Source organism: Streptomyces angustmyceticus, assembly GCF_019933235.1.
GTDB classification, from domain to species: domain Bacteria; phylum Actinomycetota; class Actinomycetes; order Streptomycetales; family Streptomycetaceae; genus Streptomyces; species Streptomyces angustmyceticus.
Genome location: NZ_CP082945.1, coordinates 3,776,507 through 3,800,605 on the forward strand (window position 1 = coordinate 3,776,507; position 24,099 = coordinate 3,800,605).

The 24,099-nt window shown below is 74.2% G+C and carries 27 protein-coding genes; 21 read left to right on the plus strand and 6 right to left on the minus strand.

All coding sequences use genetic code 11. The features are described 5' to 3' along the window. The first annotated feature begins 430 nt into the window (after positions 1-430). The 4 genes from K7396_RS16890 (at position 431) to rocD (ending at position 4,483) form a co-directional block, all read left to right on the plus strand. The gene (locus K7396_RS16890; RefSeq protein WP_086716664.1) at positions 431-1,564 is read left to right on the plus strand and encodes an amidohydrolase family protein; all 1,134 of its coding nucleotides are present in this window, start codon (positions 431-433) and stop codon (positions 1,562-1,564) included. Between the two features lie 136 nt (positions 1,565-1,700). Beyond that, complete coding sequence (locus K7396_RS16895) at positions 1,701-2,231, plus strand: Lrp/AsnC family transcriptional regulator (RefSeq protein ID WP_086716662.1); 531 nt, start codon at positions 1,701-1,703, stop codon at positions 2,229-2,231. A 195-nt stretch (positions 2,232-2,426) separates the two neighbouring features. Continuing rightward, positions 2,427-3,251, plus strand: a complete 825-nt coding sequence (ddaH, locus tag K7396_RS16900; RefSeq protein ID WP_086716661.1) for a dimethylargininase — start codon at positions 2,427-2,429, stop codon at positions 3,249-3,251. Further along, positions 3,248-4,483: an ornithine--oxo-acid transaminase gene (gene rocD / locus K7396_RS16905; protein WP_086716660.1), complete on the plus strand. Its 1,236-nt coding sequence runs from the start codon at positions 3,248-3,250 to the stop codon at positions 4,481-4,483. Before ddaH ends, rocD begins: the two co-directional genes overlap by 4 nt. An 86-nt stretch (positions 4,484-4,569) precedes the next feature. On the opposite strand, the gene K7396_RS16910 is transcribed toward rocD, so the two are convergent. Both K7396_RS16910 and K7396_RS16915 read right to left on the minus strand, forming a co-directional pair. Then, the gene (locus K7396_RS16910; RefSeq protein ID WP_086716659.1) at positions 4,570-4,968 is read right to left on the minus strand and encodes a hypothetical protein; all 399 of its coding nucleotides are present in this window, start codon (positions 4,966-4,968) and stop codon (positions 4,570-4,572) included. Positions 4,969-5,092: 124 nt separating this feature from the next. Beyond that, the gene (locus tag K7396_RS16915; RefSeq protein WP_086716658.1) at positions 5,093-5,725 is read right to left on the minus strand and encodes a TetR/AcrR family transcriptional regulator; all 633 of its coding nucleotides are present in this window, start codon (positions 5,723-5,725) and stop codon (positions 5,093-5,095) included. A gap of 95 nt (positions 5,726-5,820) precedes the next feature. On the opposite strand from K7396_RS16915, the gene K7396_RS16920 reads away from it, so the two are divergent. Together K7396_RS16920 and K7396_RS16930 are read left to right on the plus strand one after the other, a co-directional pair. Further along, positions 5,821-6,279 carry a nuclear transport factor 2 family protein gene (locus tag K7396_RS16920; RefSeq protein WP_086716657.1) on the plus strand — a complete coding sequence of 153 codons (459 nt, stop codon included), beginning with the start codon at positions 5,821-5,823 and terminating at the stop codon, positions 6,277-6,279. 211 nt (positions 6,280-6,490) lie between these two features. Next, positions 6,491-8,047 (plus strand): virginiamycin B lyase family protein, encoded by a 1,557-nt coding sequence (locus K7396_RS16930; protein WP_086716656.1) that lies wholly within the window; start codon positions 6,491-6,493, stop codon positions 8,045-8,047. Between the two features lie 27 nt (positions 8,048-8,074). Here the strand turns inward: K7396_RS16930 and K7396_RS16935 are convergent, their stop codons facing one another. Further along, on the minus strand, positions 8,075-9,004 hold the full coding sequence (locus K7396_RS16935; RefSeq protein WP_086716655.1) for a helix-turn-helix transcriptional regulator: 930 nt from the start codon (positions 9,002-9,004) through the stop codon (positions 8,075-8,077). Positions 9,005-9,169: 165 nt separating this feature from the next. On the opposite strand from K7396_RS16935, the gene K7396_RS16940 reads away from it, so the two are divergent. The 3 genes from K7396_RS16940 (at position 9,170) to K7396_RS16950 (ending at position 12,242) form a co-directional block, all read left to right on the plus strand. After that, positions 9,170-10,633 (plus strand): MFS transporter, encoded by a 1,464-nt coding sequence (locus tag K7396_RS16940; protein WP_086716654.1) that lies wholly within the window; start codon positions 9,170-9,172, stop codon positions 10,631-10,633. 179 nt (positions 10,634-10,812) lie between these two features. After that, complete coding sequence (locus K7396_RS16945; RefSeq protein ID WP_086716653.1) at positions 10,813-11,064, plus strand: hypothetical protein; 252 nt, start codon at positions 10,813-10,815, stop codon at positions 11,062-11,064. Positions 11,065-11,075: 11 nt separating this feature from the next. Next, a complete protein-coding gene (locus tag K7396_RS16950; RefSeq protein ID WP_086716652.1) occupies positions 11,076-12,242 on the plus strand; it encodes an SPFH domain-containing protein in 1,167 nt (388 codons plus the stop codon). A gap of 55 nt (positions 12,243-12,297) precedes the next feature. Here the strand turns inward: K7396_RS16950 and K7396_RS16955 are convergent, their stop codons facing one another. Continuing rightward, the gene (locus tag K7396_RS16955) at positions 12,298-12,795 is read right to left on the minus strand and encodes a MarR family winged helix-turn-helix transcriptional regulator (RefSeq protein WP_086716651.1); all 498 of its coding nucleotides are present in this window, start codon (positions 12,793-12,795) and stop codon (positions 12,298-12,300) included. A 346-nt stretch (positions 12,796-13,141) separates the two neighbouring features. On the opposite strand from K7396_RS16955, the gene K7396_RS16960 reads away from it, so the two are divergent. The 4 genes from K7396_RS16960 to K7396_RS16975 all read left to right on the plus strand — a co-directional run bounded on the left by K7396_RS16960 (position 13,142) and on the right by K7396_RS16975 (position 17,018). Further along, entirely contained in the window at positions 13,142-14,380 is a 1,239-nt protein-coding gene (locus K7396_RS16960; protein ID WP_086716650.1) for a cytochrome P450, read from the plus strand. Positions 14,381-14,485: 105 nt separating this feature from the next. Next, entirely contained in the window at positions 14,486-14,701 is a 216-nt protein-coding gene (locus K7396_RS16965; protein ID WP_086716649.1) for a ferredoxin, read from the plus strand. A 173-nt stretch (positions 14,702-14,874) separates the two neighbouring features. After that, positions 14,875-16,374 (plus strand): MFS transporter, encoded by a 1,500-nt coding sequence (locus tag K7396_RS16970; protein WP_223660040.1) that lies wholly within the window; start codon positions 14,875-14,877, stop codon positions 16,372-16,374. Then, positions 16,371-17,018 (plus strand): TetR/AcrR family transcriptional regulator, encoded by a 648-nt coding sequence (locus tag K7396_RS16975; protein ID WP_086721492.1) that lies wholly within the window; start codon positions 16,371-16,373, stop codon positions 17,016-17,018. The genes K7396_RS16970 and K7396_RS16975 overlap by 4 nt, the downstream gene beginning before the upstream one ends. A gap of 50 nt (positions 17,019-17,068) precedes the next feature. Here K7396_RS16975 and K7396_RS16980 read toward each other — a convergent pair whose 3' ends face one another. Continuing rightward, a complete protein-coding gene (locus K7396_RS16980; protein WP_086721493.1) occupies positions 17,069-17,500 on the minus strand; it encodes a nuclear transport factor 2 family protein in 432 nt (143 codons plus the stop codon). A gap of 106 nt (positions 17,501-17,606) precedes the next feature. Between K7396_RS16980 and K7396_RS16985 the strand changes: the two genes are divergently transcribed. Together K7396_RS16985 and K7396_RS16990 are read left to right on the plus strand one after the other, a co-directional pair. Beyond that, positions 17,607-18,170 carry a PadR family transcriptional regulator gene (locus tag K7396_RS16985; RefSeq protein WP_086721494.1) on the plus strand — a complete coding sequence of 188 codons (564 nt, stop codon included), beginning with the start codon at positions 17,607-17,609 and terminating at the stop codon, positions 18,168-18,170. Between the two features lie 156 nt (positions 18,171-18,326). Then, on the plus strand, positions 18,327-18,674 hold the full coding sequence (locus K7396_RS16990) for a hypothetical protein (protein WP_086721495.1): 348 nt from the start codon (positions 18,327-18,329) through the stop codon (positions 18,672-18,674). On the opposite strand, the gene K7396_RS16995 is transcribed toward K7396_RS16990, so the two are convergent. Beyond that, a complete protein-coding gene (locus K7396_RS16995) occupies positions 18,629-19,498 on the minus strand; it encodes a helix-turn-helix domain-containing protein (RefSeq protein ID WP_086721496.1) in 870 nt (289 codons plus the stop codon). The two genes, K7396_RS16990 and K7396_RS16995, sit on opposite strands and share 46 nt — an antisense overlap. A gap of 118 nt (positions 19,499-19,616) precedes the next feature. Between K7396_RS16995 and K7396_RS17000 the strand changes: the two genes are divergently transcribed. The 6 genes from K7396_RS17000 to K7396_RS17025 all read left to right on the plus strand — a co-directional run bounded on the left by K7396_RS17000 (position 19,617) and on the right by K7396_RS17025 (position 23,980). Beyond that, the gene (locus tag K7396_RS17000; RefSeq protein ID WP_086721497.1) at positions 19,617-20,672 is read left to right on the plus strand and encodes an NAD(P)-dependent alcohol dehydrogenase; all 1,056 of its coding nucleotides are present in this window, start codon (positions 19,617-19,619) and stop codon (positions 20,670-20,672) included. A gap of 254 nt (positions 20,673-20,926) precedes the next feature. Then, complete coding sequence (rpmF, locus tag K7396_RS17005) at positions 20,927-21,097, plus strand: 50S ribosomal protein L32 (protein ID WP_152104624.1); 171 nt, start codon at positions 20,927-20,929, stop codon at positions 21,095-21,097. Positions 21,098-21,294: 197 nt separating this feature from the next. Continuing rightward, entirely contained in the window at positions 21,295-21,777 is a 483-nt protein-coding gene (locus tag K7396_RS17010) for an LPXTG cell wall anchor domain-containing protein (protein ID WP_170314284.1), read from the plus strand. 31 nt (positions 21,778-21,808) lie between these two features. Continuing rightward, on the plus strand, positions 21,809-22,507 hold the full coding sequence (locus K7396_RS17015) for an RNA polymerase sigma factor (RefSeq protein WP_174886926.1): 699 nt from the start codon (positions 21,809-21,811) through the stop codon (positions 22,505-22,507). Next, positions 22,504-23,139 carry a hypothetical protein gene (locus K7396_RS35690; protein ID WP_152104622.1) on the plus strand — a complete coding sequence of 212 codons (636 nt, stop codon included), beginning with the start codon at positions 22,504-22,506 and terminating at the stop codon, positions 23,137-23,139. The genes K7396_RS17015 and K7396_RS35690 overlap by 4 nt, the downstream gene beginning before the upstream one ends. Before the next feature lie 235 nt (positions 23,140-23,374). After that, the gene (locus K7396_RS17025; RefSeq protein ID WP_152104621.1) at positions 23,375-23,980 is read left to right on the plus strand and encodes a DUF4232 domain-containing protein; all 606 of its coding nucleotides are present in this window, start codon (positions 23,375-23,377) and stop codon (positions 23,978-23,980) included. Positions 23,981-24,099: the final 119 nt, after the last annotated feature.

A 24,099-nucleotide genomic window follows, 5' to 3' on the forward strand; every position in this document is an offset into this window, starting at 1 on the left:
GGCCCACGCGCCCGGCTCCGGCCCGGATTCCGGCGAGGTTACGCCACTTCGTAGGCCCCTGCCGGATGCCGTGACCAGGAGTGGGCCGGCTCTCCGCGGGACTTCCGCCACCTTGGCCGCAGCCGCAGCAAATCCCGCATGCCGGAACCCTTGTTCCAGTTCTGGCGCGGCCCTAAGGTCGGGCCACCCCGGGGACAGGCGGCGAACGGACACCCATAACGGAGCACGGACGTACGGGAAGCAGGCGAGCGGGTTGGCGAACCAGCGGCAGGAGCGGGGCACCGGCGGCGACGGCATCCCCCCGGGCGAACGGCCGGACCGGGAGCCGAGTCCGGGGCTGAATCCGGAACCGCAACCGCAACCGGACCCGTCCCCGGAGCAACCGGCCCCGGTAAGCGGCACGGTGCGCCGGCGGGGTCTGCTGGTCGGCATGGGCCTGACCGGTGCGGGCGGGCTCCTGGGCGCGGCGGGCCTGGGCGGCGGGGAGGCGGCCGCGGCCGGCGGTCCGCACGGCAAGGGCGCGGTGCGGCCCGAACAGTTCCACGGCGGCGCGCACTTGCTCGTCCCGGAGGTGCTCCTGTTGCCGGACGGGCCGGTACGGGACCGGGCCGTCCTGGTCCGTGACGGCACGTTCCGCGCGATCGGCCCGGCCCGGCAGCTCATCGCCGCGCACCGCGACCTCCACCCGGTGCGCCTGGACGGCCACCTGCTCATGCCCGGCTTCGTGGACGCGCACCACCACCTGACCCAGAGCTTCGGCAAGGCGCGGTCCTTCGGCCGGCCGTCGGAGATCTTCAAGACCGTCTGGGAGCCGCTGGAGCACGCGCTGGACGAGGAGAGCGCCTATGTCTCGGCGAAGCTGGCCGCGCTGGAGGCCCTGCGCGGCGGCTTCACGACGGTCGCCGACGCCGGGACCCGCGCCCCCGTGGACGTCGGGGTGGTGGCGCGGGCCACCGAGGAGGCCGGCCTGCGCTGCGTCCTGTCCGAGATCGTCTCGCACGGCGCGGACGGGCAGGCGCACCTGGGGCGGTGGGACGGCCATCCGCTGGTCCACCCCTCGCTGGCGATCGCCGTCCCCGAGGACGCGCCCGGCGAGGTCATCAAGCGGACCGCCGACCTGTGTGCCGAGGCCGGCGCGGTGCTGCAGATCCATGTGAACGAGCATCTGGCGTCGGTGGAACGCTCGTTGAAGAGCGTCGCCGCGGGCGACTCCTCGTGCGGCGCCGGCCGGATGTGGCTGGAGCACGCCACCGCGCACAGCGCCGACGCGGTCGGCCTGGGCTCGGTGACCGGCGAGATCGCGGTCGGCAAGGCCGCCGACTTCCTCGTCGTGGACCTCGATGTCCCCGAGCTCACGCCCTCCTACGACCTGCGCTGGGAACTCGTCCGCCTCGCGCACCGCGACCAGATCACCGCGGTCGTCGTGGGCGGCCGGCTCCGCCTGTGGTGCGGCCGGCCCCTGGACTGGGACGGCCCCGCGCTGGTCTCCCGGGCCGCGGAGCTGGGCCCCGAGGTCGTCCGCCGGGCCGGCCTGCACCGGGTGGAGCCGCCCCGGCCGGCGTAGGCCCTGCCGTCCGGAGCCGCGCGGGCCGGCCGCGCCGCACCCGGTCGGCCCCTCTCCGCCACCCGCCCGCCCTCGCTACCGTGAGGCGACCGCGACACGACGGACCGGGATGGACCGGGAAGCATCGGGAGGCCCAGTGACCCACAAGGCCGCGCCCTTCGACGACCTCGACCGCAAGATCGTTGCGGCGTTGATCGACAACGGCCGGGCGAGCTTCGCGGAGATCGGCGCCGCGGTCGGGCTGTCGTCCACCGCGGTGAAGCGGCGGGTGGACCGGATGCGCGAGAACAACGTGATCACGGGGTTCACCGCGACCGTCCGGCCGGCCGCCCTGGGCTGGCTGACCGAGGCGTATGTCGAGGTGTACTGCGACAGCGCGGCGCCGCCCCGGAGGCTGGCGGAGGTGGTGCGCAACCACCCGGAGATCGCCGCGGCGATGACCGTGACCGGGGGCGCCGACGCACTGCTGCACGTCCGGGCGACCGATGTCGAGCACTTCGAGGAGGTGCTCGAACGGATCAGGACCGAGCCGTTCATCCGCAAGACGATCAGCTTCATGGTGCTCTCCCACCTCCTGCCGGACAGCCCGGAGGCGGGCGCCACCCAGTCCTCGGACGCCGGCCGCCCCACGGGCGCCCGCCCCTCCCCCGGCGGCACCGCCTCCTGAGGGGCCGGAGAGGGCCCTCGAACGCACGAATCCCGCGCGAGTGGTGCTCACGACGCAGCATTCCTGCGCCATTGAGCAGCATTCGCCGCTTGTCGCCCAAAACCGTCGCTCCTTACCGTGGAAGGACCACGGGTGACCGTCCGTGACAGCCGGTCGCCCCGTACGTCCCGTGAGAAGCGAAGGGATCCTCCGCCGATGAGCCGTACCGCGCGCCCCCGGCGCTATCTGGTCTGCGAGCCCAGACACTTCGACGTGCGTTATGCGATCAATCCGTGGATGAGCGCGGACGCACCGGTGGACACCGCCCTCGCGGGGCGCCAGTGGACGACGCTGATGGACGCCTACCGCGCCCACGGCCACACGGTCGAGACCGTGCCCCCGGTGGCCACGCTGCCCGACATGGTGTTCGCGGCGAACTCCGCGCTCGTCGTGGGCGGCCGGGTCTTCGGCTCGTCCTTCCACGCGCCGCAGCGCCGGCCGGAGTCCACGGAGTACGAGACCTGGTTCAAGGCCGCCGGGTACGACGTCTACCGGCCCGAGTCGCTGTGCGAGGGCGAGGGCGACCTCGTGCCGGCCGGCCGCTACATCCTGGCGGGCACCGGCTTTCGCACCACGCCGGCCGCGCACCGCGAGGTGCAGGAGTTCTTCGGCGTCCCGACCATCGGCCTGCAGTTGGTGGACCCGTACTTCTACCACCTGGACACCGCGCTGTTCGTCCTGGAGGAGACGCCGGAGACGGGCGAGGCGAACATCGCGTACTACCCCGGGGCGTTCTCGACCGGCAGCCGCGAGGTGCTGCGGCGGCTGTTCCCGGAGGCGTTGCTCGCCACCCGCGACGACGCCATGGCCTTCGGCCTCAACTCCGTCTCCGACGGCCGCCACGTCTTCGTCGCGCCGCAGGCCACCGGCCTGATCGACCGGCTCGCCGCGCACGGCTATGTCCCCGTCCCCGTCGACCTCTCGGAGTTCCACAAGGCCGGCGGCGGCATCAAGTGCTGCACCCAGGAGATTCGCTCATGACCGCTCCCGCCCGTACCGCCCGCGTGCACGCCCCCCGCTCGTCCGCGGAGCTGATCCAGGCCGAGGGCCCGGTCCTCGCGCACAACTACCACCCGCTGCCCGTGGTGGTCGCGCGCGCCGAGGGCGTCTGGGTCGAGGACGTCGAGGGGCGCCGCTACCTCGACATGCTGGCCGGCTACTCCGCACTCAACTTCGGCCATCGCCACCCGGCCCTGATCGAGGCCGCGCACCGCCAGCTCGACCAGCTGACCCTCACCTCCCGCGCCTTCCACAACGACCGCCTCGCCGGCTTCGCCGAGGGCCTGGCCGAGCTGACCGGCCAGGACATGGTCCTGCCGATGAACACCGGCGCCGAGGCGGTGGAGAGCGGCATCAAGGTCGCGCGCAAGTGGGCGTACGACGTCAAGGGCGTCCCCGCGGACCGGGCGACGATCGTGGTGGCCGGCGGCAACTTCCACGGCCGGACGACGACCATCGTCGGCTTCTCCGACGACGACACCGCCCGCGCCGGCTTCGGCCCCTTCGCCCCCGGCTTCCGCACCGTCCCCTACAACGACCTCGCCGCGCTCGAAGCGGCCGTGGACGAGACGACGGCCGCGGTGCTGATCGAGCCCATCCAGGGCGAGGCGGGCGTCCTCATCCCCGACGACGGCTACCTCGCCGGGGTACGCGACCTGACCCGGCGGGCCGGGTGCCTGTTCATCGCCGACGAGATCCAGTCCGGGCTGGGCCGCACCGGCACCACCCTGGCCGTCGAGCACGAGTCCGTCGTGCCGGACGTGCTGCTCCTGGGCAAGGCGCTCGGCGGCGGCATCGTGCCGGTCTCCGCGGTGGTCGCCCGCCGCGAGGTGCTCGGTGTCCTGGGTCCGGGCCAGCACGGTTCGACGTTCGGCGGCAACCCCCTGGCGGCCGCGGTGGGTTCGGCCGTCGTCGAGCTGCTGGCCACCGGGGAGTTCCAGCGCCGCGCCGCCGAGCTGGGCGAGCGGCTGCGCGGCGGCCTGGCCGCGCTGACCGGCAAGGGCGTGACCGGCTTCCGCGCCCGCGGCCTGTGGGCGGGCGTCGACATCGACCCCGCGCTCGGCACCGGCCGGGAGATCAGCGAACGCCTGCTGAAGGAGGGCGTCCTGGTCAAGGACACCCACGGCTCCACGATCCGGCTCGCCCCGCCGCTGACCATCACCGGCGAGGAACTGGACGCGGCGCTGGGGAGCCTGGAGCGGGCGCTGGGCTGACCCGGCACACCCCGGCTCCCGTCCGGCGCGCGGGGAGCGGCCGCGGCTCGTGCGAGCCGCGGCCGCTCCGCGTCCGGACGACGCCCCTAGAAGGAGCCGTTGCGGTCGCGGATGTCGATGCACGCCTTGTGCGAGCTGCCCTTGAACCGCACGCAGAGGTTCCCGGAGGACTGGATGCCCGGGGCGGTGTGGCCGACGATCTTGCCGCCGGACCGCTTCGCCTTGAAGGAGTAGGAGTAGCCGTCCGGCTGGTAGAGGTAGACGGTCGCGCTCTTCCGGCTCTTGGGCGGGTTGGTCCAGGACGCGGTGACGTGGCCGGGGTTGGCCGTCCCGTTCTGTCCGTCGGCGGAGATGCAGATCTGCGGCCCCGACCAGTCGTGGGTGCAGGAGGACGCGGCGGCGTGCGCGGCCGGGGTGGTGGCGACGGCGCTCAGTGCGACCGTCCCGGCGACGGTCAGCGCGCGGAGCAGCTTCGAACGGGTCATGTGGTGGGGGGAGTCCTCTCCTCGGCGGGCCGGCACAAGACATGACGGCCCCGCCACGAATGGGGCGTGGCGGGGACCGCGATCACGTAGTTGATCTTAGTCGATTATTCGAACTCGCGTGCCATTACGCCATGTTGGCGCCTGGCGCCGCCGGCCCCCGGACCGGCGGCCCGCACTCCGCCGCCCCGGCCGCGCCGCCCGCCGGCGACGCCATGAGGACGGCGGCCGCCGCACGGGCCTCCGGGGCGGCGGCCCCGCCCCGGAGCGCGGCCCCCGCGATCGCGCCGTCGATCAGCAGCACCAACTGGCGCCCCAGCAGTTCCGGTTGATCCGCCCCCGCGGCCCGCACCAGCCCGGTCACATACGCCAGCAGCGCGCTCTTGTGGTCCCGCGCGACCCGCCCGACCCCGTCCGAGGCCGCCCCCAGCTCCCCGTAGGCATTCGCGAAGGCGCAGCCGCGGAACCCCGGCTCCGCGAACCAGTCGCCCAGCCAGTCGAAGACCGCGAGCGGCCGGGCGGCGGGATCGTCGGTGTGCGCGTCGACGTACTCCGCGAGCGCCGCGCGCCAACGGCCGTCCCGGCGCCGCAGATACGCCTCGACGAGATCCCGCTTCGCGGGGAAGCACTGGTACAGCCGCTTGAGCGACACCCCCGCCGCGCCACGGAGTTCATCCATCCCGACGGACTGGATGCCGCGCTCGTAGAACAGCGTCTCCGCGGCGTCGAGTATCCGCGTGCGGGCTTCGTCGAGGTCCATGGCGCTTCCGGGGCCTTGCGGGAGAACGGTCGTTCTCTACACTAGCCGACCAAGCGAGAACGACCGTTCTCCGATCGTGGAAGAGGGAGCCCGCCATGGCCGCACGCCCGCCTTTCCCCCCGTTCGACGAGCACAGCGCACGGCAGAAGGTGCAGGCGGCCGAGGACGCCTGGAACACCCGCGACCCCGAACGGGTCGCCCTCGCCTACACCGAGGACTCCGTCTGGCGCAATCGCGACACCTTCCTCACCGGCCGCGAGGAGATCGTCGCGTTCCTGCGCCGGAAGTGGGCCCGGGAGCTGGACTACGCGCTGCGCAAGGAGCTGTGGTCCTACAGCGGCAACCGCATCGCGGTGCGCTTCCAGTACGAGTGCCACGACGCGACCGGCCAGTGGTGGCGCAGCTACGGCAACGAACTGTGGGAGTTCGACGAGGAAGGGCTGATGCGGCGCCGGGAGGCCGGCATCCACGATGTCGCGATCACCGGGGACGAACGGCGCATCACCGGCCCCCGCCCGGAGGAGGAGCGGGGGCACCCGCTGCCGTTCCGCTGAGGGCAGGCCCGGGGCCGTCCGGGGCCCGGTCCGCGGGGCGGGTGCCGCGTTTCGCCCGTGCGCGGAGCGGGAACGTATGGACCCACCGAACCAATGGGCTGCCCATCCCTCCTCGGGGATGGGCAGCCCATGGTGTTGCTGTGACCTGTGGGTCTGTAGTTGTGACGCCCCGGAGCGGGATCTCTGGACGGCCCCCGCAGAAGGGGTCCACATGAGCACGAATCTTCTGTCGCCGCAGCAGGAACTGCTGGGCACCGCCGCCCTCCCCGGCCAGGCACGGCCGGCCGCCGAGGGGACCGCGAGCCGGTCCGCGGCGGCGCCGCACACCTTCCTGGCGGTCACGTCGATCCCCGTCGGCACCAACCCTGTCGGGCTGGCGTTCATCCCCAACGGCGACCTCTACGTCGCCAACTCCGGGTCGAGCAATGTGTTCACCATCGACACCGCCACGGACACCGTCATCGGCGCCGCCATCCCCACCGGCACCACGCCGGCCTGGCTGACCGTCGCCCCCAACGGCAGCGCCTACGTCCCCAACAACATCTCGAACAACGTGACGGTGATCGACACCGCCACCAGCACCGTCATCGCCACCATCCCCCTCAGCGGCGGCCCCGCCGCGGCGGCGGTCGTCCCCAGCGGCAACGTCTACGTCAGCCGCTTCGGGGCGAACAGCGTGCAGGAGATCGACACCACCACCAACACCGTCGTCGGCGCGGCCATCCCCACCGGCAGCGGCCCGGTCGGGATCGCGGTCGCCCCCAACGGCAAGGCGTACGTCGCCAACCGGAACGCGAACAACGTGACGGTGATCGACACCGCCACCAACCTGGTCGTCACCACGATCGCCGGCTTCAACCAGCCGAACTTCGTGGCGATCGGCCCCAACGGCAACGCCTACGTCGCCAACATCGGGGCGAACAACGTGTCCGTGGTCGACACCACCGCGGACACGATCCTCACCACGATCCCCGTCGGCACCAACCCGTGGGGCATCACGGTCGGCCCCGACGGCAACGCCTACACGGCCAACCGCGGGTCGAACAACGTGTCGGTGATCGACACCACCACCAACACCACCATCGGCGCCCCGATCGCCGTCGGCAGCCAGCCGATCGCCCTGGTGGTCGCGCCGAACAACAAGGTCTACGTCACCAACATCGCCGGGGCCAGCGTCAGCGTCATCCAGTTCGACCCGACGATCAGCAGCATCACCCCCAACCAGGGGCCCATCACGGGCGGCACGGTGGTGACGATCACCGGCACCAACCTGACCGGGGCGAGCGTCGACATCGGCGGCAACCCCGCGACCGGCGTGACGGTCAACGCCACCGGAACGCAGCTCACCGCGACCACTCCGCCCGGAGCGGCCGGTCCCGCGGACGTCACCGTCACCACCCCCGGCGGGAGCACCACCGTGGTGGGCGGCTTCACCTACATCGTCCCCGTCCACGCCACCTCGCTGACCGCGACCCCGGCGCTGACGAAGCTGTTCCCGCCGCACGTGTACTTCCCGTTCCTCACGGCCACGCTGACCGACCAGGTCACCGGCCTTCCGGTGCCGGGCCAGCCGATCCTGTTCAAGGCCGGCAGCAACGTCCTGGGCATCGCCAACACCGACGCCCAGGGCGTCGCGCGGGTGAACGAGACGCTCACGCTGACGCTCATCCTGCTCAACCACGGCTATGACGTCAGCTTCGCCGGCGCGGTCACGCCGTCGGCCATCCTGTCGCCGTCCAGCGCCCACGCGGACGTCATCGAGCCCTGATCCCCCGCCCGGTGGCCGGCCATCCGCTCATGGGCCGGTCCACCCGGTGCCCGGACCGGCGGCGTCCGCTTCCCGGGACGCCCGGGGTGCTCCGGCCTCCGCGGGCGCCGCGGGGCTGCCGTCCGCCGTGCGCGCCGCCCACTCACCCAGCGCGGGCAGCTTCTCCCGCGTCGCGGAGTCGGCCGGCATGCACGCGAACAGCTTGATGCCGGGGGCGTCCAGCGCCGCCAGCTTCACGTAGTCGAAGGTCAGCCGCCCCACCCCGGGATGGCTGAACTCCCGGCGGGTGGTGCCGAGTTCCGCGATGTCATGCGCCTCCCACCAGGTCCGGAACTCCGCGCTCAGCTCCCGCAGCCCGCCGGTGAGCTCCTCGTAGCGGGCGTCCCCGGGGCGCTGCCGGGCATCGGCCCGGAACTGGCCGACCAGATCCCGGGCCTGTCCCTCCCAGTCGACCAGCAGTGCGCGGATGGCCGGATCGGTGAACACCATCCACAGCAGGTTGCGTTCGGCGGGCTCCAGCTCCCCGGGGTCGCCGATCAGCCCGGCCTCGGCGCGGTTCCAGCCCACCAGGTCCCAGTTGGCGTCGAGGAGGTACGCGGGGTGCGGCTCCAGCGCGTCCACCAGCCGCTGCAGGGCGGGGCCCGGACCGCGGCCCGGCGCCCGCTCCGGCAGCGGCACCCCGGCCAGCGCGAACAGGTGCCGGCGCTCGGCCGGACTGAGCATCAGGGCCCGCGCCAGGCTCCGCAGGACCTGGCGGCTGACGGTGATGTCGCGCGCCTGCTCCAGCCAGGTGTACCAGGTCACGCTGACCCCGGAGAGCTGGGCGACCTCTTCGCGCCGCAGCCCCGGGGTGCGCCGTCGCGGGCCCGGGAGGATGCCCGCCTCCCGGGGGGTGAGGCGCTCGCGCCGCGCGCGCAGGAACTCCGCGAGGCTCCGCCGCTGTTGCAGGTCGGCCATGGATGCTCCCGTTCGCCGCGGGCCGCGGAGGGCCGGCCGCCATGACCGCCGCGCGCATCCGGACGCGGCACGGATCGCGGTGCGGCCAGGGGCCGTTGGGGGTGGTGAGGACACCAGCATAATCGGTCTCTGTATGTCCGGCCGGGGCCGACCGACCCTTACCGCATGACGCAGACCCCACCCTCGCACGCCACCGCGGCGGCCCCCGCGCAGGACGGCCCGACGGACACCACAGGGCCGTGGCGCGCCCTGTCCCTCGTGCTGGTCGGGGCGTTCATGGCGGTGCTCGACACGTTCATCGTGCTGGTCGCCGCCCCCGCCGTCCAGGCCGATCTGCACGCCTCCGCCGCCGACGTCCAGCTCGTCCTGGCGGGCTACCAGCTCAGCTACGCGCTCGCCCTGATCACCGGCGCCCGGCTCGGTGACCGCTACGGCCGCAAGCGGCTGTTCATGGCCGGGATGGCGCTGTTCACCCTGGCGTCCGTGGGCTGTGCGCTGGCGCCCGGCGCCGGCTCTCTGATCGCCGCGCGGCTGGTCCAGGGCCTCGGCGCGGCCGCGATGTTCCCGCAGGTGTTCGCGGTGATCCAGGTGCTGGTCCCGGCCGCCCGGCGCCCGAGGGCGTTCGGTGCGCTCGGGGCGGTCATCGGCATGGCCACGATGTCCGGGCAGGTGGTCGGGGGCGTACTGATCTCCGCCGACCTGTTCGGCTCCTCGTGGCGGCCGGTGTTCTGGGTCAATGTGCCCGTCGGTGTGGTGACGCTGCTGCTCGCCGGGCGGTTCCTGCCGGAGACGCGGGCGGCGGGGGCCCGGCGGCTGGATCTGCCCGGTGCGGCGGCGCTGACCGTGGCGCTCTTCCTGCTCGTGGTGCCGCTGGTCGAGGGCCGCGCGTACGGCTGGCCGCTGTGGACCTGGCTCGGCCTGGCCGCCTGCGTCCCGGCGTTCGCGGTGTTCTGCCTGGTGGAGCGGCGGGCGGCGGCCGCGGGCGGCGCCCCGCTCGTCCGGCTGGGGCTGCTGGGCGAGCGGCCCTTCGCGGTCGGGATGAGCCTGGTCGTCCTCACCTACGCGGGCATCAACTCCCTGTTCCTCGTGCTGTCGCTGACGCTGCAGGACGGGCTGGGGCTGGACGCGCTCGGCGCCGGCCTCGTCTACACGCCGTTCGCCGTCGCCTTCTTCGCCACCAGCCTGCTCGCCGGCCGGCTCGCCCGGTACGGCCGCCGGGTGCTGCGGCTCGGCGCCCTGACCGGGGCCGTGGGCTTCCTCGGCAGCATCGCACTGGCCCTGGGCGCCGGGGCCTCGTTGACGGCCTGGGAGCTGGTGCCGACGCTGCTCCTGGTGGGCGCGGGCAACGGTCTGCTGGTCACCCCGCTGCTCGGCGCGGTGCTCGCCACCGTCGGCCCGCAGGACGTGGGCATGGCCTCGGGGGTGCTCTCCACCGGCCAGCAGATCGGCGGGGCGCTCGGGGTGGCCCTCGTCGGCATCCTCTACTACGGCGCGCTCGGCGGGGCGGCCCACCACGACGTTCGCGCCTACGGGCACGCGTTCGCGGCCGCGCTGCTCCTCAACACCGCCCTGGCCGCCGCGATCTCGGCGCTGCTGCCCCGCCTGCCGGACCCCGCCGGCGCCGCCTGACGCACGTCCCCTCCCACCGCGCCCGCGGCAGGGAACGCCCCACCGCGTCCGCGGCTCTCCACACGGGAAATCGACCGCCGCGGTCCGGTTCCCAACTCGCCGCCAACCCCCCATAGGCCGCCGGGTTCGGGAGCGCTATGGTCGATTTTCCAGGAACGTAACGGGGGAGGCAGCCGCAGATGGCACAGGACGATGCCGTGATCGGCTGTACGGGAGTGCTGCTGATCGGCACGCGTGGGGCTGCCGGTCCCGGTGAGGTCCTGGTACGGATCAGAGGCGGTAGCGAGGCCTTCCTCGCCTGGTCCGCCGAGCCCCTTCCGGTAGGGGCGACCGTGCTCGTGATCGAGTCGCGTGGCAGTCGTCAGGTCGACGTCATGGAGTGGGCCGATCCGTTGGACGCGTTGTCCGGCAATGCCGGCGACGCCGGTTGAGGAGTCGAAGCATGTTCGGTTACCGCGTTCCTGCCCCCGATCAAGCCATGCTGATCTCGGGAGGCAGGCGTGGACAGGGGGGCGCGCCGTTCCGTGTGGTCACCGGGCACGGCAAGTTCGTGCTGCCGGTCTTCCGCAAGGTCCGTTTTCTGACGCTGGCGATGTGCGAGGCGGAGGTCGCCGAGACCTGCGTGACCCGGCAGGGCATCGCGCTGACGGTGCGCGCCGTCATCGCCTTCAAGGTCGGCAACGACACCGAGAGCGTGGTCAACGCCGGTCAGCGGTTCCTGTCCGACCAGGACCAGATGTCGGTGCTGACCGGCCGGATCTTCGCCGGTCATCTGCGGTCCATCATCGGCTCGATGACGGTCGAGGAGATCGTCACCGAGCGGCAGAAGCTCGCCACCGAGGTCCTGGAGACCTCCAAGACCGAGATGGCGAAGATCGGCCTGATCGTCGACTCGCTGCAGATCCAGTCGATCGACGACGGCGAGACCGGCTACATCGAGGCGATGTCCGCCCCGCACAAGGCGGCCATCCAGCGGCAGGCGCAGATCGCCCAGGCCCAGGCCACCCAGGCCTCGGTGGAGGCGCAGCAGGAGGCCGCGCGCAACCAGGCCGAGTACTCCCGGCAGACCGCCGTGGTCCAGGCCGAGTACTCCGCCGAGGTGGACCGGGCCCAGGCCCGCGCCGCCCAGGCGGGCCCGCTCGCCCAGGCCCATGCGCAGCAGGAGGTGCTCGCCGCGCAGACCGAACTCGCCGAGCGGGCGGCCCAGCTGCGCCAGCAGGAGCTGGTGGCCGAGGTCGTCAAGCCCGCCGAGGCGGAGGCCGAGCGCATCCGGCTGCTGGCCATGGCCGAGGCCGAGCGGATGAAGATCCAGGCCGAGGCCGCCGCGTCGCACGACCGGGTGGCGCTGGACCGGATGCTGATCGACCAGCTCCCGCAGATCGTCAAGGAGGCCTCCGCGGGCCTGGCCAACGCCAACGTCAACGTCCTCAACGGCACCGACGGCCTGGGCGAGATCGCCGCGGGCCTGGTCGGCCAGGGCCTGACCATCCTCGACTCGGTCCGCCGCAACCTCGGCGCCCCCGAGGGGCAGGACGGCACGGCCGCCAAGAACGGCGGCGGCTCCGGCGCCGGCGGGCAGGGCCACAGCGGCCGGGTCGAGATCGAGTAGCGGCGGCACCGGACGGGACGGGTCGGGGCGGGGCGCACGGGGCGCCCCGCCCCGCTCACATTCCGCGCCCCCGCGGCCGCTCCTCGGCGGTGTGCTTGCGGCGGGCGTGCGCCACCAGGTGGTTGAGCACGGCGACGGTGGTGGCGATGTCGGCGTCGTCGAAGCCGGCGAGGGCGTCGTGGAGTCCGGCCTGGCTGGTGCGCTGGAGGCGGCCCAGGACGGCCTTGCCGTGCGGGGTGATCGCCACCTGCCGGGCGCGGCGGTCGAGGGTGTCCGGGGTCCGCTCGACCAGGTCCTGGGACTCCAACTGCCCGATCTGGCGGGTGACATGGGGCGGCTCGACCATCAGCAGGGCGGCCAGATCGCCGACCCTGCTGACGCCCCCGCTGTCCTCCAGCGCCATCAGCAGCCAGAGGTCGGAGCGTGCCGCGGTGACGCCCGCCTCGGCCGCCTGGCGTTCGTGCGCCCGGGATCGGGTGAGCAGATAGGACAGCGTGGCCAGCACTCTTTGCAGTGCGGCGGTGGGGTCCTGGTCTCTCGCGGGGTCCGGCATGCAGGCACTTTAGCGGCAGCGGGGGAGCCGGGATCCCGGCTCCCGCCCGCCGGTCCGGGGGCGTGCGCACGCTCGGTTTGAGCCAACCTCGGGTCCCTCGTGATCACCCCTTCCCTCCCCCGTTCCCGGTGCGTTAGCGTCCACTTAGTTGCTTAAGTTAGGTAACTAGCTCGCTCCGGGCCGTACCACCGGCCGGCTGCGGCAACCGGCCCCCGGTGCCCGTGATCCCGTTGGTCACGCCGGCCGCCGAAGGGGTTGCCGCGTGCGCAGAGTTCGTCGAGGAAAGGCGCCACCCGCACCGTTCGCCACGGCAGTGCCGTGTCCCGATCGTGGAAGGACCAGCCGTATGACGACTGCAGAACGCACCGAGGCGGAGCGCGGCACCGGCCCGGCCGACGACCTCACCCCCCTCGCCGTCCCGGCCGCGCGGGCCGCCGGCTGCCCCTTCGATCCCGCCCCCGGCGTCGAACGGGCCCGCCGGGAGGAGCCGGTCACCCGGGCCACCCTGTGGGACGGCTCCACCTGCTGGCTGGTGACGCGCCACGAGGACGTACGGGCGGTGCTCGGCGACCCGCGGTTCAGCGCCGAGGCGGCCCGCCCCGGCTTCCCCTTCCTCACCGCCGGCGGGCGGGTACTCGCCACCTCCAAACCGACCTTCATCCGCCAGGACGACCCCGAGCACGCCCGGCTGCGCCGGATGCTCACCGCCGACTTCATGGTGAAGAAGGTGGAGGCGATGCGCCCCGAGGTGCAGCGCCTCGCCGACGACCTGCTCGACCGGATGACCGCGGGGCGCGACGCGGCGGACCTGGTGGCCGAATTCGCGCTGCCGCTGCCGTCCCTGGTGATCTGTCTGCTGCTCGGCGTCCCCTACGACGACCACGCGTTCTTCCAGGAGCGCAGCCGGCTCCTGCTCAGCCTCCGCTCGACGCCCGAGGAGGTGCGCACCGCCCAGGACGACCTGCACCACTACCTGTGCGGGCTCGCAGAGGCCAAGCGGCGCGAGCCGGACGACGGCATCGTCAGCCGGCTGGTCGCCCGCGGCGAGCTCGACGACGAGGAAGTCTCCTCCATGGGGCGGCTGTTGCTGATCGCGGGCCACGAGACCACCGCCAACATGACCGCGCTGTCCACCCTCGCCCTGCTGCGCAACCCCGCCCAGCTGGAGCGGCTGCGCGCCGAACCCTCGTTGATCAAGGGGGCGGTCGAGGAGCTGCTGCGCTACCTGACGATCGTCCACAACGGTCTCCCGCGGGTCGCCACCGAGGACGTCACCCTCGGCGGCCGCACCATCCGCGCCGGCGAGGGCGTGCTGTGCACCCTCAACTCCGCCAACCGCGACGAGGACGTCTTCCCCGGCGGCGACGCCCTCGACGTCGGGCGCGACGCCCGCCGCCATGTCGCCTTCGGCTTCGGCGTCCACCAGTGCCTGGGCCAGCCGCTCGCCCGGGTGGAACTGCAGATCGCCGTCGAGACGCTGCTGCGCCGGCTGCCCGGCCTGCGGCTCGACATCCCCTTCGAGGACGTCCCGTTCCGTCACGACATGGGGATCTACGGGGTGCACGCCCTGCCGGTCGCGTGGTGACCGGCCCCTTCCGCCGCCGGAACCCCTCCGGCCCGTTCCGCTGTCCCGATTCCGTCCGTCCGCGCCCGGCCCTCGGCGGCCGGGCGTCCCGTCCCGGGGAGAACCATGCGCGTACACGTTGACCAGGAGAAGTGCTGCGGCGCCGGGAGCTGTGTGCTCTCCGCGCCGGAGGTGTTCGACCAGCGCGAGGAGGACGGCATCGTCGTCCTCCTCGACGCCGAACCGCCCGCCGGGCTCCATGACGCGGTCCATGAGGCGGTGGCCATCTGCCCGGCCGCGGCGATCTCGGTGGAGCAGGTGGAGCGGGTGGAGCGGGTCTAGGGGCGGGCGGAGCGGGGCCGGGCCGGCCCGACCGCGGCGCAGCCCGGCCCCGGCCCCGGCCCCGGCCTCGCCCTCCCCGCCGCGGCATACGGCCCCGACAGGGGTGCACAGGCGTTTACCCTGGGGTGAACGCCTGTGCACCCCGCCGTTCCGCCGCGCCCCTACGGAGAGCCATGCCCGCAGCGATGCCCGAGCCCGTGGCGGCCGACCGCCCCGCCGACGCCGTCCACCCCCGCGCACTCGTCGGCGTCCTCGCCTTCTGCGGTGTCGTCGTGGCCGTCATGCAGACCCTCGTCGTACCGCTGCTGCCGCACATCCCCCGCCTCACCGGCGCCTCCCCGGCGGCCGCGAGCTGGCTGGTCACCGTCACCCTGCTCACCGGCGCGATCTGCACCCCCGTCCTCGGCAGGGTCGGCGACATGTACGGCAAGCGCCGGGTGCTGCTGGCCTCCCTCGGCGTGCTGGTGCTCGGGTCCGTGCTGTGCGCCGTCAGCGCGCAGATCGGAGTGCTCATCGCGGGGCGTGCCCTGCAGGGCGCGGCGCTCGCGGTGGTGCCGCTGGGCATCAGCATCATGCGCGACGAGCTGCCGCCCGCCCGGGTGCTGTCCTCCGTCGCGCTGATGAGCTCCACCCTGGGCATCGGCGCCGCGGTCGGGCTGCCGATCGCCGCCCTGGTCATCGAGCACTCCGACTGGCACACCATGTTCTGGGTCTCGGCGGCCCTCGGCCTGCTGGACATCGCGCTGGTCCTCGGCTGTGTGCCGGAATCGCCGCTGCGCTCGCGCGGCCGCTTCGACGTCCTGGGCACGCTCGGCCTGACCGTCGCCCTGAGCTGCCTGCTGCTCGCGGTGACCCAGGGCGCCGGCTGGGGCTGGACCTCGGCGCCGACCCTCGGGCTGCTGGCCGCGGCCGTGCTGACGGCCCTGGTGTGGGGGCGCTACGAGCTGCGGTGCGCGTCGCCGATGGTCGATCTGCGGGTCTCGGCCCGGCCCGCGGTGCTGCTGACGAACCTCGCCGCGCTGCTGATCGGCTTCGCCTTCTACGCCAACTCGCTGGCCACCGCGCAAATGGTGCAGGAGCCGCGCAGCACCGGATACGGGCTGGGGGCGTCCCTCGTGGTCAGCGGGCTGTGCCTGCTGCCGGGCGGGCTGTCGATGGTGGCGCTGTCGCCGGTGTCCGCACGGATCTCGGCGAAGTACGGGCCGAAGGTCACCCTGACGCTGGCCGCCGGGCTGATGGCCGTGGGGTACGGGGTCCGGTACGTCACCGGCCACCAGCTCTGGATGATCATCGCCGGTGCGACGGTGGTGGCCTCCGGCACCGCGATCGGCTACTCCGCGCTGCCCGCGCTGGTGATGCGCGCGGTGCCGGCCGGCGAGACGGGGGCGGCCAACGGCCTGAACACCCTGATGCGTTCGGTGGGGCAGGCGTTCTGCAGCGCGACGGTCGCCGCCGTGCTGACCAATGTCACCTTCCGCGCGGGCGGCCGGACCGCCCCGACCCTGCAGGCGTATCTGCTGGTCTTCCTGATCGCGGGCGCCGCCGCGCTGCTGGCCCTCGCCGTCACCCTGTGCCTGCCGGGCCGCCGCGCCGAACCGGCGGCCGGTACGGTCGGACCGGACCGCCGGCCGGCCCCCCGGGCACGGACGGTGCTCACCCAGGAGGACGCATGACCGCACAGGCCGAGGCCGGCACCGGTACGAACCCGCAGCCCGCTCCCGACGCCGCGACGGGGCCGGGCCCGGCCCCCGATGCCGCGAGGGACCCGGTCGCCCCGGCCGACCCCGGCACCGGCCGCACCGCGATCCTGCGCGCCGCCCGGCGGGCCTTCGCGCTGCGCCCGTACGCCGAGGTCACGCTGCGCGGCATCGCGGCCGACGCGGGGGTGAGCGCCTCGCTGATCGTCAAGCGGTTCGGCAGCAAGGAGCAGCTCTTCGCCGCCGTGGCCGACTTCGGCCCGGCGGCCGACGCGCTGTTCGGCGCCCCCCTGCCGGAACTCGGCCGGCACATGGTGCGCACCCTCGTCGGCCGGCGGCGCGCCCAGCAGGGCGATCCGCTGCTGCGCGTCGTCTTCTCGCTGGGCATCAGCGACGAACGCTCGCTGCTGCGCGACCGGTTCCAGGAGCAGATCACCGGCCGGCTCGCCGCCCTGCTCACCGGCCCCGACGCAGCCCTGCGGGCCGAGCTGGTCGCCGCCCAGCTGATCGGCCTGGGCGCCACCCTCAGCATCCACCGCGACGGCGCCGCCGCCGGGGCCCCGCCCGAACGCCTCGCCGACCTCTACGCACCGGCCCTCCAGCGGCTCCTGGAAGCCTGACCCGGGGCGGCAACCGCCGCCCCCGACGGTCGGCCGGCCGTCGCGCGCCCCTACGGCCGGGGCGCCAGCCCGTCCTCGACCAGCCCCGCCAGCACCGCCTCTCCCAGGGCCTGCACCGCGGACTGCGGCCGCACCATCACCGTGAACTCCTTGATCCGGCCCGCCTCGTCGAACTGCAGCAGGTCGATGCCGTGGATCTGCCTGCCGTTCACGGTGGCCCGGAAGACCAGGACCGTCGAGTCGGCGGCGCCGCCCTCCGGGCCCGCCGCCGTCTGGGCGCTGCCCGCGAGTTCGCCGACGTAACGGAAGTCCTCGAACGTGCGCAGCAGCACCCCGAAGAGCCCGAGCACCATCGGCCGCCCCTCGAAGGGCGTGAACTTCACCGGGCTGTACAGGCGCACGTCCTCGGTGAACAGTTCCTCCACCGCACCGAGATCCGCCGCCTCCACCGCCGCCCGGAAGCGGTCCGCCGTCGTCGCCATGCCACGTCCTCCTCGCCTCGGCCGGGCCGCGGCCCGGCCCCGCTCTCCCTCTTAGTCGCGACTATGATTAGTCATATTCTTGAGTATGGGAAGGGGTGTCAGGGGCATGGCGCTCAAGCACGCGGTGCTGGCGGCACTGCTGGACGGCGAGTACAGCGGCTATCAACTGGCCAAGGCGTTCGACGCCGGCGTCGCCAACTTCTGGCACGCGCTGCCGCAGCAGCTCTACGCGGAGCTGGCCAGGCTGGAGGCGGCGGGGCTGATCTCCGGCCGCCAGGTGATCCAGGAGACCCGGCCCAACAAGCGGCTCTTCCAGGTGACCGACGAGGGCCTGGCCGAGCTGGAGCGGTTCGCCGCGGCCGCGTCCAAACCCTCCTTCATCCGCGACGACCTGCTGGTCAAGGTGCAGGCCGTGGACCGGATCGACGCCGCGCCGGTGATCGAGCAGCTGGAGGAGCGGGCGCGGGTCGCCGCCGCCAAGGCCGAGGTCTTCACCCAGCTGCTGGCGCGGCTGCGCGGCGGCCTGGACGAGGCGGAGTTCCTGGCCCGCGGCGCCCGGCTCGGCCCCTATCTGACCTGCCTGCGCGGCCTCGGCTTCGAACGGGAGACCCGCGACTGGTGCGAGCGGATCGCCGGCGTGCTGCGGGAGCGGAACCGGGCGCACCCGTAGGGCGGCGCGGCGCCCGGCGACGCCCCGGACGCCCCTCACGCCGGGCCGCCCGAACACCAGCTAAAGATCGAACTCCTTCGTGTGATGCGGACATCACCGGACGCACGACGGGGCAACACACATTCCGCATGTAAACGGAATGAAAGGGAACATCTCATGCGTCTTCGCCACACCGTCGCCACCGCCGCCGGCGCCCTCGCGCTCGCCCTGTCCCTGCCCACCGCCCCGGCCGCCGCCGCCACCGGCCCCTTCACCTACGTCTACAGCGACTCGACCGGCACCCCGCACGTGGGCCTGCTCGCCGACCCGCCGAGCCGGGCGTGCCTCTCCCTCCCCGAGGTGGCCGACCCGTCCGTCCAGCCCGCCCACACCCCGAAGAACTACTCCTCGTCCGTGGCCACGGTCTTCACCGGCCCCAACTGCACGGGCGACTTCTTCATCCTCCGGCCGAACGGCGGTCACGCCTCGGAGCAGCTCAAGGTCCGCTCGGTGGTCTTCTCCTGACCCGACGCCAGCAGCCGTAGGGCGGCGGCCGACGGCGACCCCGGCTCGGCGTGGTAGGTGATCACCTGCTGGTCGGGGTCGGCGGGCAGGGTCAGCGTCTCGTACGCCAGGACCAGCCGCCCGGCCAGCGGATGGTGCAGGACCTTGCCGCCGAACCCCTTGTCCTGCACGTCATGGGCGGCCCACAGCCGCCGGAACTCCGGGCTCCCCAGCGAGAGTTCGCCGATCAGCGACGCCATGTCCGGGTCGTGCGGATTGCGGCCCGCGTCGCGCCGCAGATAGCCGACCACGTCGGCGGCCTTGGCGTCCCAGTCCTCGTAGAGCGCGCGGGCCGACGGGTCCAGGAAGACCTGCCAGGCCAGATTGCGGTGCTCGGGCGGCAGCGCCGCGAAGTCCCCGAGCAGGGCGCGGGCGAGCCGGTTCCAGCCGATGATGTCCAGGCGCCGCCCGATGACGTAGGCGGGGACGTTCTCCATCGTGTCGATCAGCTGCTGCAGCGCGGGGCGCACCCGCTGCGGCCGGGCCACCGGGCGCAGCCGGCGGGAGACCGGGCGGGCGAGGTGCATGAGGTGATCGCGCTCGGCGGAGGTCAGCCGCAGCGCGGTGGCGATGGCGTCCAGCACCGCGGACGAGACGTTGCGGCCGCGGCCCTGTTCGAGGCGGATGTAGTACGCCACGCTCACCCCGGCGAGCTGCGCGAGCTCCTCCCGGCGCAGCCCCGGCACCCGGCGCCGCCCGCCGTACTCCGGCAGCCCGACGTCCCGCGGCCGCAGCCGGGCCCGCCGGGAGCGCAGGAACTCGCTCAACTCCGTTCGCTGGTCCATGACCGCGGTCCGCGGCCCCGGACCGGGCCTCAGGGTGGTTCCGTCAGTAGTAGGCACGCCATGCATACGTTCAAGAGTGCACTGGTTACGCCAAGCGGAACGCCGCATTCTCGGTGGCATGACCCACACCTCTGTCTTCGCGTACGCCGCACCCGCCCCGAAAGCACCGCTGGAGCGGATCACGATTCCGCGCCGCGAGCTGGGTGCCCACGACATCCTGATCGACATCAAGTACGCCGGCATCTGCCACTCCGACATCCACACCGTGCGCGCCGAGTGGGGCGACGGCGGGGCCTTCCCGATCGTCCCCGGCCATGAGATCGCCGGTGTGGTCGCCGAGGTGGGCGCCGAGGTCACCCGCTACCGGGCGGGCGACCGGGTCGGCGTCGGCTGCTTCGTCGACTCCTGCCGGGAGTGCGAGAACTGCCGGGCCGGCCTGCAGCAGTACTGCACCGGCGAGCTCGGCAACGTCGGTACGTACAACGCCACCGGCCGGGACGGCGAGACCACCCACGGCGGCTACTCCACCCACCTCGTCGTCGACGAGAACTACGCCCTGCGCATCCCCGAGAGCATCCCGCTGGACGCGGCCGCCCCGCTGCTGTGCGCCGGCATCACCCTCTACTCGCCGCTCGCCCACTGGCAGGCCGGCCCCGGCAAGAAGGTCGCCATCGTCGGCCTGGGCGGCCTCGGCCACATGGGCGTGAAGATCGCGCACGCGATGGGCGCCGAGGTCACCGTGCTGAGCCAGTCGCTCCGCAAGAAGGACGACGGCCTGCGGCTGGGCGCGGACCACTACCACGCGACCTCCGACCCGGCCACGTTCGAGGCGCTGGCCGGCACCTTCGACCTGATCGTCAACACCGTCTCCGCCAACCTGGACCTGGGCGCCTACCTCGGGCTGCTGCGCACCGACGGCACCCTGGTCCAGGTCGGCGCCCCGGAGAACCCGCTGCCGGTCGCGCCGTTCGCGCTGATCCCGCGGCGCCGCTCGATCGCCGGCTCGATGATCGGCGGCATCCCCGAGACGCAGGAGATGCTCGACTTCTGCGGTGAGCACGGGCTGGCCGCGGACATCGAGGTGATCAGCGCGAAGCAGATCAACGAGGCGTACGAGCGGGTGCTGGCGAGCGACGTCCGCTACCGCTTCGTGATCGACACCTCGACGATCTGACCCCTCCGGCCGGCGATCCGGCCCTCTGGTCCACGACTCCGGTCGGCGACCGCTTCCGCGCCCGGTGACGGGCGCGGAAGCCCGCGCCCGGGCCGGCCTCCCCCCGGGCCGGCCCGGGCGTTCGCCTGCCGTGACCAGGCAGCTCCCGATTAATTGGAAACGGTATCCATTTTCATATAGCCTCCGACGGTGCCCACCCCCGGTGAACCGCTCCGCTCCGGTCCGCCCGCCGCCCCCGAAGGAGGCCCCACCCCATGGCCGTGCCCAAGCGCAAGCTCTCCCGCAGCAACACCCGCCACCGCCGCGCCCAGTGGAAGGCCACCGCGCCCCAGCTGGTGCCCGTCACCGTCGACGGCACCGTCCACCAGGTGCCGCGCCGCCTGGTGAAGGCGTACCGGCTCGGCCTGATCGACCCGAAGGGCTGAGCGGCGGCGGCCTGGCTCCCGGCTGCCGCGCGCCGGCCGCCCGCAGACGAACCCGCGGCCCACGGCCCGCGTTCCCCGGCCCGCGGACGGCGCGGAAGATTTTCCGCACCGCCCGGCAACCCCCGGCCGCTCCGCACGTCGTGACGGGTGAGGGCGCCATCCGGCGCCGCCCGTCGAAGAACGTGGAGCAGCCGACCGTGAAGTCCACCCGTACCTCCCGCACCTCCGCCGGTCTCCGGCCGTACGCCCCCCGATCGCGCGGCGCGGCCGCCGCCGGCCTGGTCGCGGCGCTCGCCCTGACCGGGCTGTCCGCCGCCGGCACCGCGCACGCCGAGGGCGGCCCCCGGCCCTCCCCCACGCAGGCCAGCAGCGCTCCCCCGTCGGCCGTCCCCCGGCCCAGCGCGCCCAGCACCCCCAGCGCCTCGCCCACCCACCCGGGGCCGCAGCCCTCCGACGCCACGGCCCCGCCCAGCGCCCCGCCCACCTCGCCCGGCACCCGCGGCGACGGCGGCCCCCCGGCGACGCCCCGCCCGGCCCCGGCCAAGGGCGCGGACAGCAACAAGGAACTCGCCCGCACCGGCGCCTCCTCCACGGCCACCGTGGCGCTCGGCGCCGGCGCCGCGGCCCTGATCGCGGTGGGCGGCGGCGCCGTCTACGCGGCCCGCCGCCGGCGCGACTGAGCCACCGGCGCGGCCCCACCCCGAGGTATCGATGGAGTTCTCCGCCGGCCCGCAGCACGCCCCGGTACGGTTCGCCCTGCCGGGGCTCCGGCCTGCCCTGTGGCGGCGGCTGCTGCGCACCGCCCGTCCGGCGGCCGCCCGCCGCGAAACCCCGCGCACCGGCCACCCGCCCCGGCCGGTGGCGTACGGCCTTCCGGCGGGCGCCGGACCACCGGCCGGCGGCGCCCCCGCTCCCCCCGAGCCGCGGCCGACGATCAGCGAGCTCTACCACGCCCACCGGCTGAACATGGTCCGGCTGGCCGTCCTGCTCGTCGACGACCGCGCCACCGCCGAGGACGTCGTCCAGGACGCGTTCGCCGCGCTCTACAAGCGGCACGGCGAACAGCTCGGCGAGGTCGACAACGCGCTCGCCTACCTGCGCACCGCGGTCGTCAACGCCGCCCGCTCGGTGCTGCGGCGCCGGCGGACCGCACGCGAGTACACCCCGCCGTACGAGGCGGACGCCCCGTCCGCCGAGGAGCGGATCGTGCTGGACGAGGAGCACCGGGAGGTGTTCGCCGCGCTGAGCGGGCTGACCGCCCGCCGCCGGGAGGTGCTCGTCCTGCGCTACTGGGGCGAGCTGACGGAGGCACAGATCGCGACGACGCTGGGCATCAGCCGCGGCGCGGTGAAGTCGATCGCCAGCCGCGCACTGAACGCGCTGGAGAAGATCTTGGAGGAGCGGTCATGAACGGCCCCGGCACGGACACCGGTCGCGCCGGCGGCGGACCCGACGGCGGCACGGGCCCCGGCGGCGCCGGACGCCCCGTGGAGGACCGGCTGCGCCGGGCCCTCGCGGCGCGCGCCGAGAGCATCGCCGTCCGGGATCTGCGGCCCGCCGCACCCCCCGGACCGCACCTCCGGCGCACCCGGCTGCCCGGTGTGCGGCACCTGTGGCCGCGCCGTTTCGGCCTGCCGCTGGCGGCGGCCGCCGCGGCCGCCGCCGTCGCGATCGGCTATGCGGCGACGGCCCCCGGCACCCCGCCGGACCGCCGGCCCGCACCCGCCACCCCGCCGCGCCCCGTCGTCCCCGCCCCGTCCCCGCACCGTACGGACCCCGGCCCCGCACCGTCGCCGAGCGCCCCCTCGGACGGCCCGCACCGCACGGCCCGCCCCACCGGCTCGGTGACGCCCGGCGCGCCGTCGGCCCCGCCGTCGCACACCCCCGGCGCCGGCAGCCCCACCCCGCGGCCGACGGACCGGCCGTCCGGCGCTCCCCCCTCGACCACCCTGCCGCCCGCCGGCACCCCGTCGGCCGACCCCACCGGCGCGCGCTCCGCCCCCGGCGGCAGGGGCAGCACCCCGTCCCCGTCGGGAGGGTGACCACGCACCGGACGGGTCCGCACCGTACGAGCCCCCGCCGGACGGGCCCGCGCCGGACAAGCCCCCGCCGGACCGGCCCGCACCGGGTCGCCCGCGGCCCCCCGCGTCCCCGGCGGCCCGCCGCTCGCCGCGCACGAAGGGCCGAAACCAGCGCCCCGCGTTAGCCGGGCGTTAGCGGATCACCAGCACCCGCGCCGAAGGTCGTGTACACGCCGCCGTCCCGGGGGAGCTCCCGATGCCGATCACCACCACCAGCCGGGCCGTCACCGCGACCGCCCTCGCCGCCGCCGCGCTGACGTTGACCACCGCCTGCCACGACACCCCCGGCGGCAAGGCCGACAGCCCCCTCTCGGCCGTCTCGCCCGCCCCTTCCCCGGCCACCGACGACGCCGGCCCCCCGGCCCCCGGCGGCCGGGTCGCCTGCGCCCCCGAGATGCTGAGATTCCACGCCGGCGCCCTGCCGCACCGGGACCGCCGCATGCTGCTGAAGGTCACCAACTCCTCCGGCCGGACCTGCGACTTCGCCGCCCAGCCCTACCCCCTGCTGCGGTTCGGCGACGGCCGGCGGCCCCCGCTCCCCGTGATCCGGGCGAGCCGGCCGCTCACCGTGGTCTCCCTGGCGCCCGGCGACACCGCGTACGCCATGATCATCACCTCCGCGGGCGGGCCGGACGGCCGGGGCCACCGGGGCCGGCGGATCTCCCAGTTCGGCGTCGCGCTGGCCGCCCGCGCCACCCCCACCCAGGTCGGCCTGGACGGCCGCGCCCCCGTCCGCATCGACCCGCGCACCGCCACGGTCACGCACTGGCAGCCCAGTTCGGTGGCCGCCCGGCAGTGGTGACCGCCCGCCGCGGGGCCGCGGCGACGGGGAGCGCCGCCCGTCCGGGACACGCCGCGCGGTAGCCCGTTCGGGTCGCATCCGGCCATATCCCGTGGGCCACCCCTCCCCAATGATCCATG

Coding starts and splice junctions, on each gene's coding strand:
- K7396_RS16910 (WP_086716659.1), bottom strand. CDS start 4,968: ATGACCCGTTCGAAGCTGCTCCGCGCGCTGACCGTCGCCGGGACGGTC.
- ddaH (WP_086716661.1), top strand. CDS start 2,427: ATGAGCCGTACCGCGCGCCCCCGGCGCTATCTGGTCTGCGAGCCCAGA.
- K7396_RS16920 (WP_086716657.1), top strand. CDS start 5,821: ATGGCCGCACGCCCGCCTTTCCCCCCGTTCGACGAGCACAGCGCACGG.
- K7396_RS16970 (WP_223660040.1), top strand. CDS start 14,875: ATGCCCGCAGCGATGCCCGAGCCCGTGGCGGCCGACCGCCCCGCCGAC.
- K7396_RS16990 (WP_086721495.1), top strand. CDS start 18,327: ATGCGTCTTCGCCACACCGTCGCCACCGCCGCCGGCGCCCTCGCGCTC.
- K7396_RS17000 (WP_086721497.1), top strand. CDS start 19,617: ATGACCCACACCTCTGTCTTCGCGTACGCCGCACCCGCCCCGAAAGCA.
- K7396_RS16965 (WP_086716649.1), top strand. CDS start 14,486: ATGCGCGTACACGTTGACCAGGAGAAGTGCTGCGGCGCCGGGAGCTGT.
- K7396_RS16935 (WP_086716655.1), bottom strand. CDS start 9,004: ATGGCCGACCTGCAACAGCGGCGGAGCCTCGCGGAGTTCCTGCGCGCG.
- rocD (WP_086716660.1), top strand. CDS start 3,248: ATGACCGCTCCCGCCCGTACCGCCCGCGTGCACGCCCCCCGCTCGTCC.
- K7396_RS16985 (WP_086721494.1), top strand. CDS start 17,607: ATGGCGCTCAAGCACGCGGTGCTGGCGGCACTGCTGGACGGCGAGTAC.
- K7396_RS16960 (WP_086716650.1), top strand. CDS start 13,142: ATGACGACTGCAGAACGCACCGAGGCGGAGCGCGGCACCGGCCCGGCC.
- K7396_RS16930 (WP_086716656.1), top strand. CDS start 6,491: ATGAGCACGAATCTTCTGTCGCCGCAGCAGGAACTGCTGGGCACCGCC.
- K7396_RS16940 (WP_086716654.1), top strand. CDS start 9,170: ATGACGCAGACCCCACCCTCGCACGCCACCGCGGCGGCCCCCGCGCAG.
- K7396_RS16995 (WP_086721496.1), bottom strand. CDS start 19,498: ATGGACCAGCGAACGGAGTTGAGCGAGTTCCTGCGCTCCCGGCGGGCC.
- K7396_RS17015 (WP_174886926.1), top strand. CDS start 21,809: ATGGAGTTCTCCGCCGGCCCGCAGCACGCCCCGGTACGGTTCGCCCTG.
- K7396_RS17025 (WP_152104621.1), top strand. CDS start 23,375: ATGCCGATCACCACCACCAGCCGGGCCGTCACCGCGACCGCCCTCGCC.
- K7396_RS16975 (WP_086721492.1), top strand. CDS start 16,371: ATGACCGCACAGGCCGAGGCCGGCACCGGTACGAACCCGCAGCCCGCT.
- K7396_RS16945 (WP_086716653.1), top strand. CDS start 10,813: ATGGCACAGGACGATGCCGTGATCGGCTGTACGGGAGTGCTGCTGATC.
- rpmF (WP_152104624.1), top strand. CDS start 20,927: ATGGCCGTGCCCAAGCGCAAGCTCTCCCGCAGCAACACCCGCCACCGC.
- K7396_RS16890 (WP_086716664.1), top strand. CDS start 431: ATGGGCCTGACCGGTGCGGGCGGGCTCCTGGGCGCGGCGGGCCTGGGC.
- K7396_RS16915 (WP_086716658.1), bottom strand. CDS start 5,725: ATGGACCTCGACGAAGCCCGCACGCGGATACTCGACGCCGCGGAGACG.
- K7396_RS16950 (WP_086716652.1), top strand. CDS start 11,076: ATGTTCGGTTACCGCGTTCCTGCCCCCGATCAAGCCATGCTGATCTCG.
- K7396_RS35690 (WP_152104622.1), top strand. CDS start 22,504: ATGAACGGCCCCGGCACGGACACCGGTCGCGCCGGCGGCGGACCCGAC.
- K7396_RS16980 (WP_086721493.1), bottom strand. CDS start 17,500: ATGGCGACGACGGCGGACCGCTTCCGGGCGGCGGTGGAGGCGGCGGAT.
- K7396_RS16955 (WP_086716651.1), bottom strand. CDS start 12,795: ATGCCGGACCCCGCGAGAGACCAGGACCCCACCGCCGCACTGCAAAGA.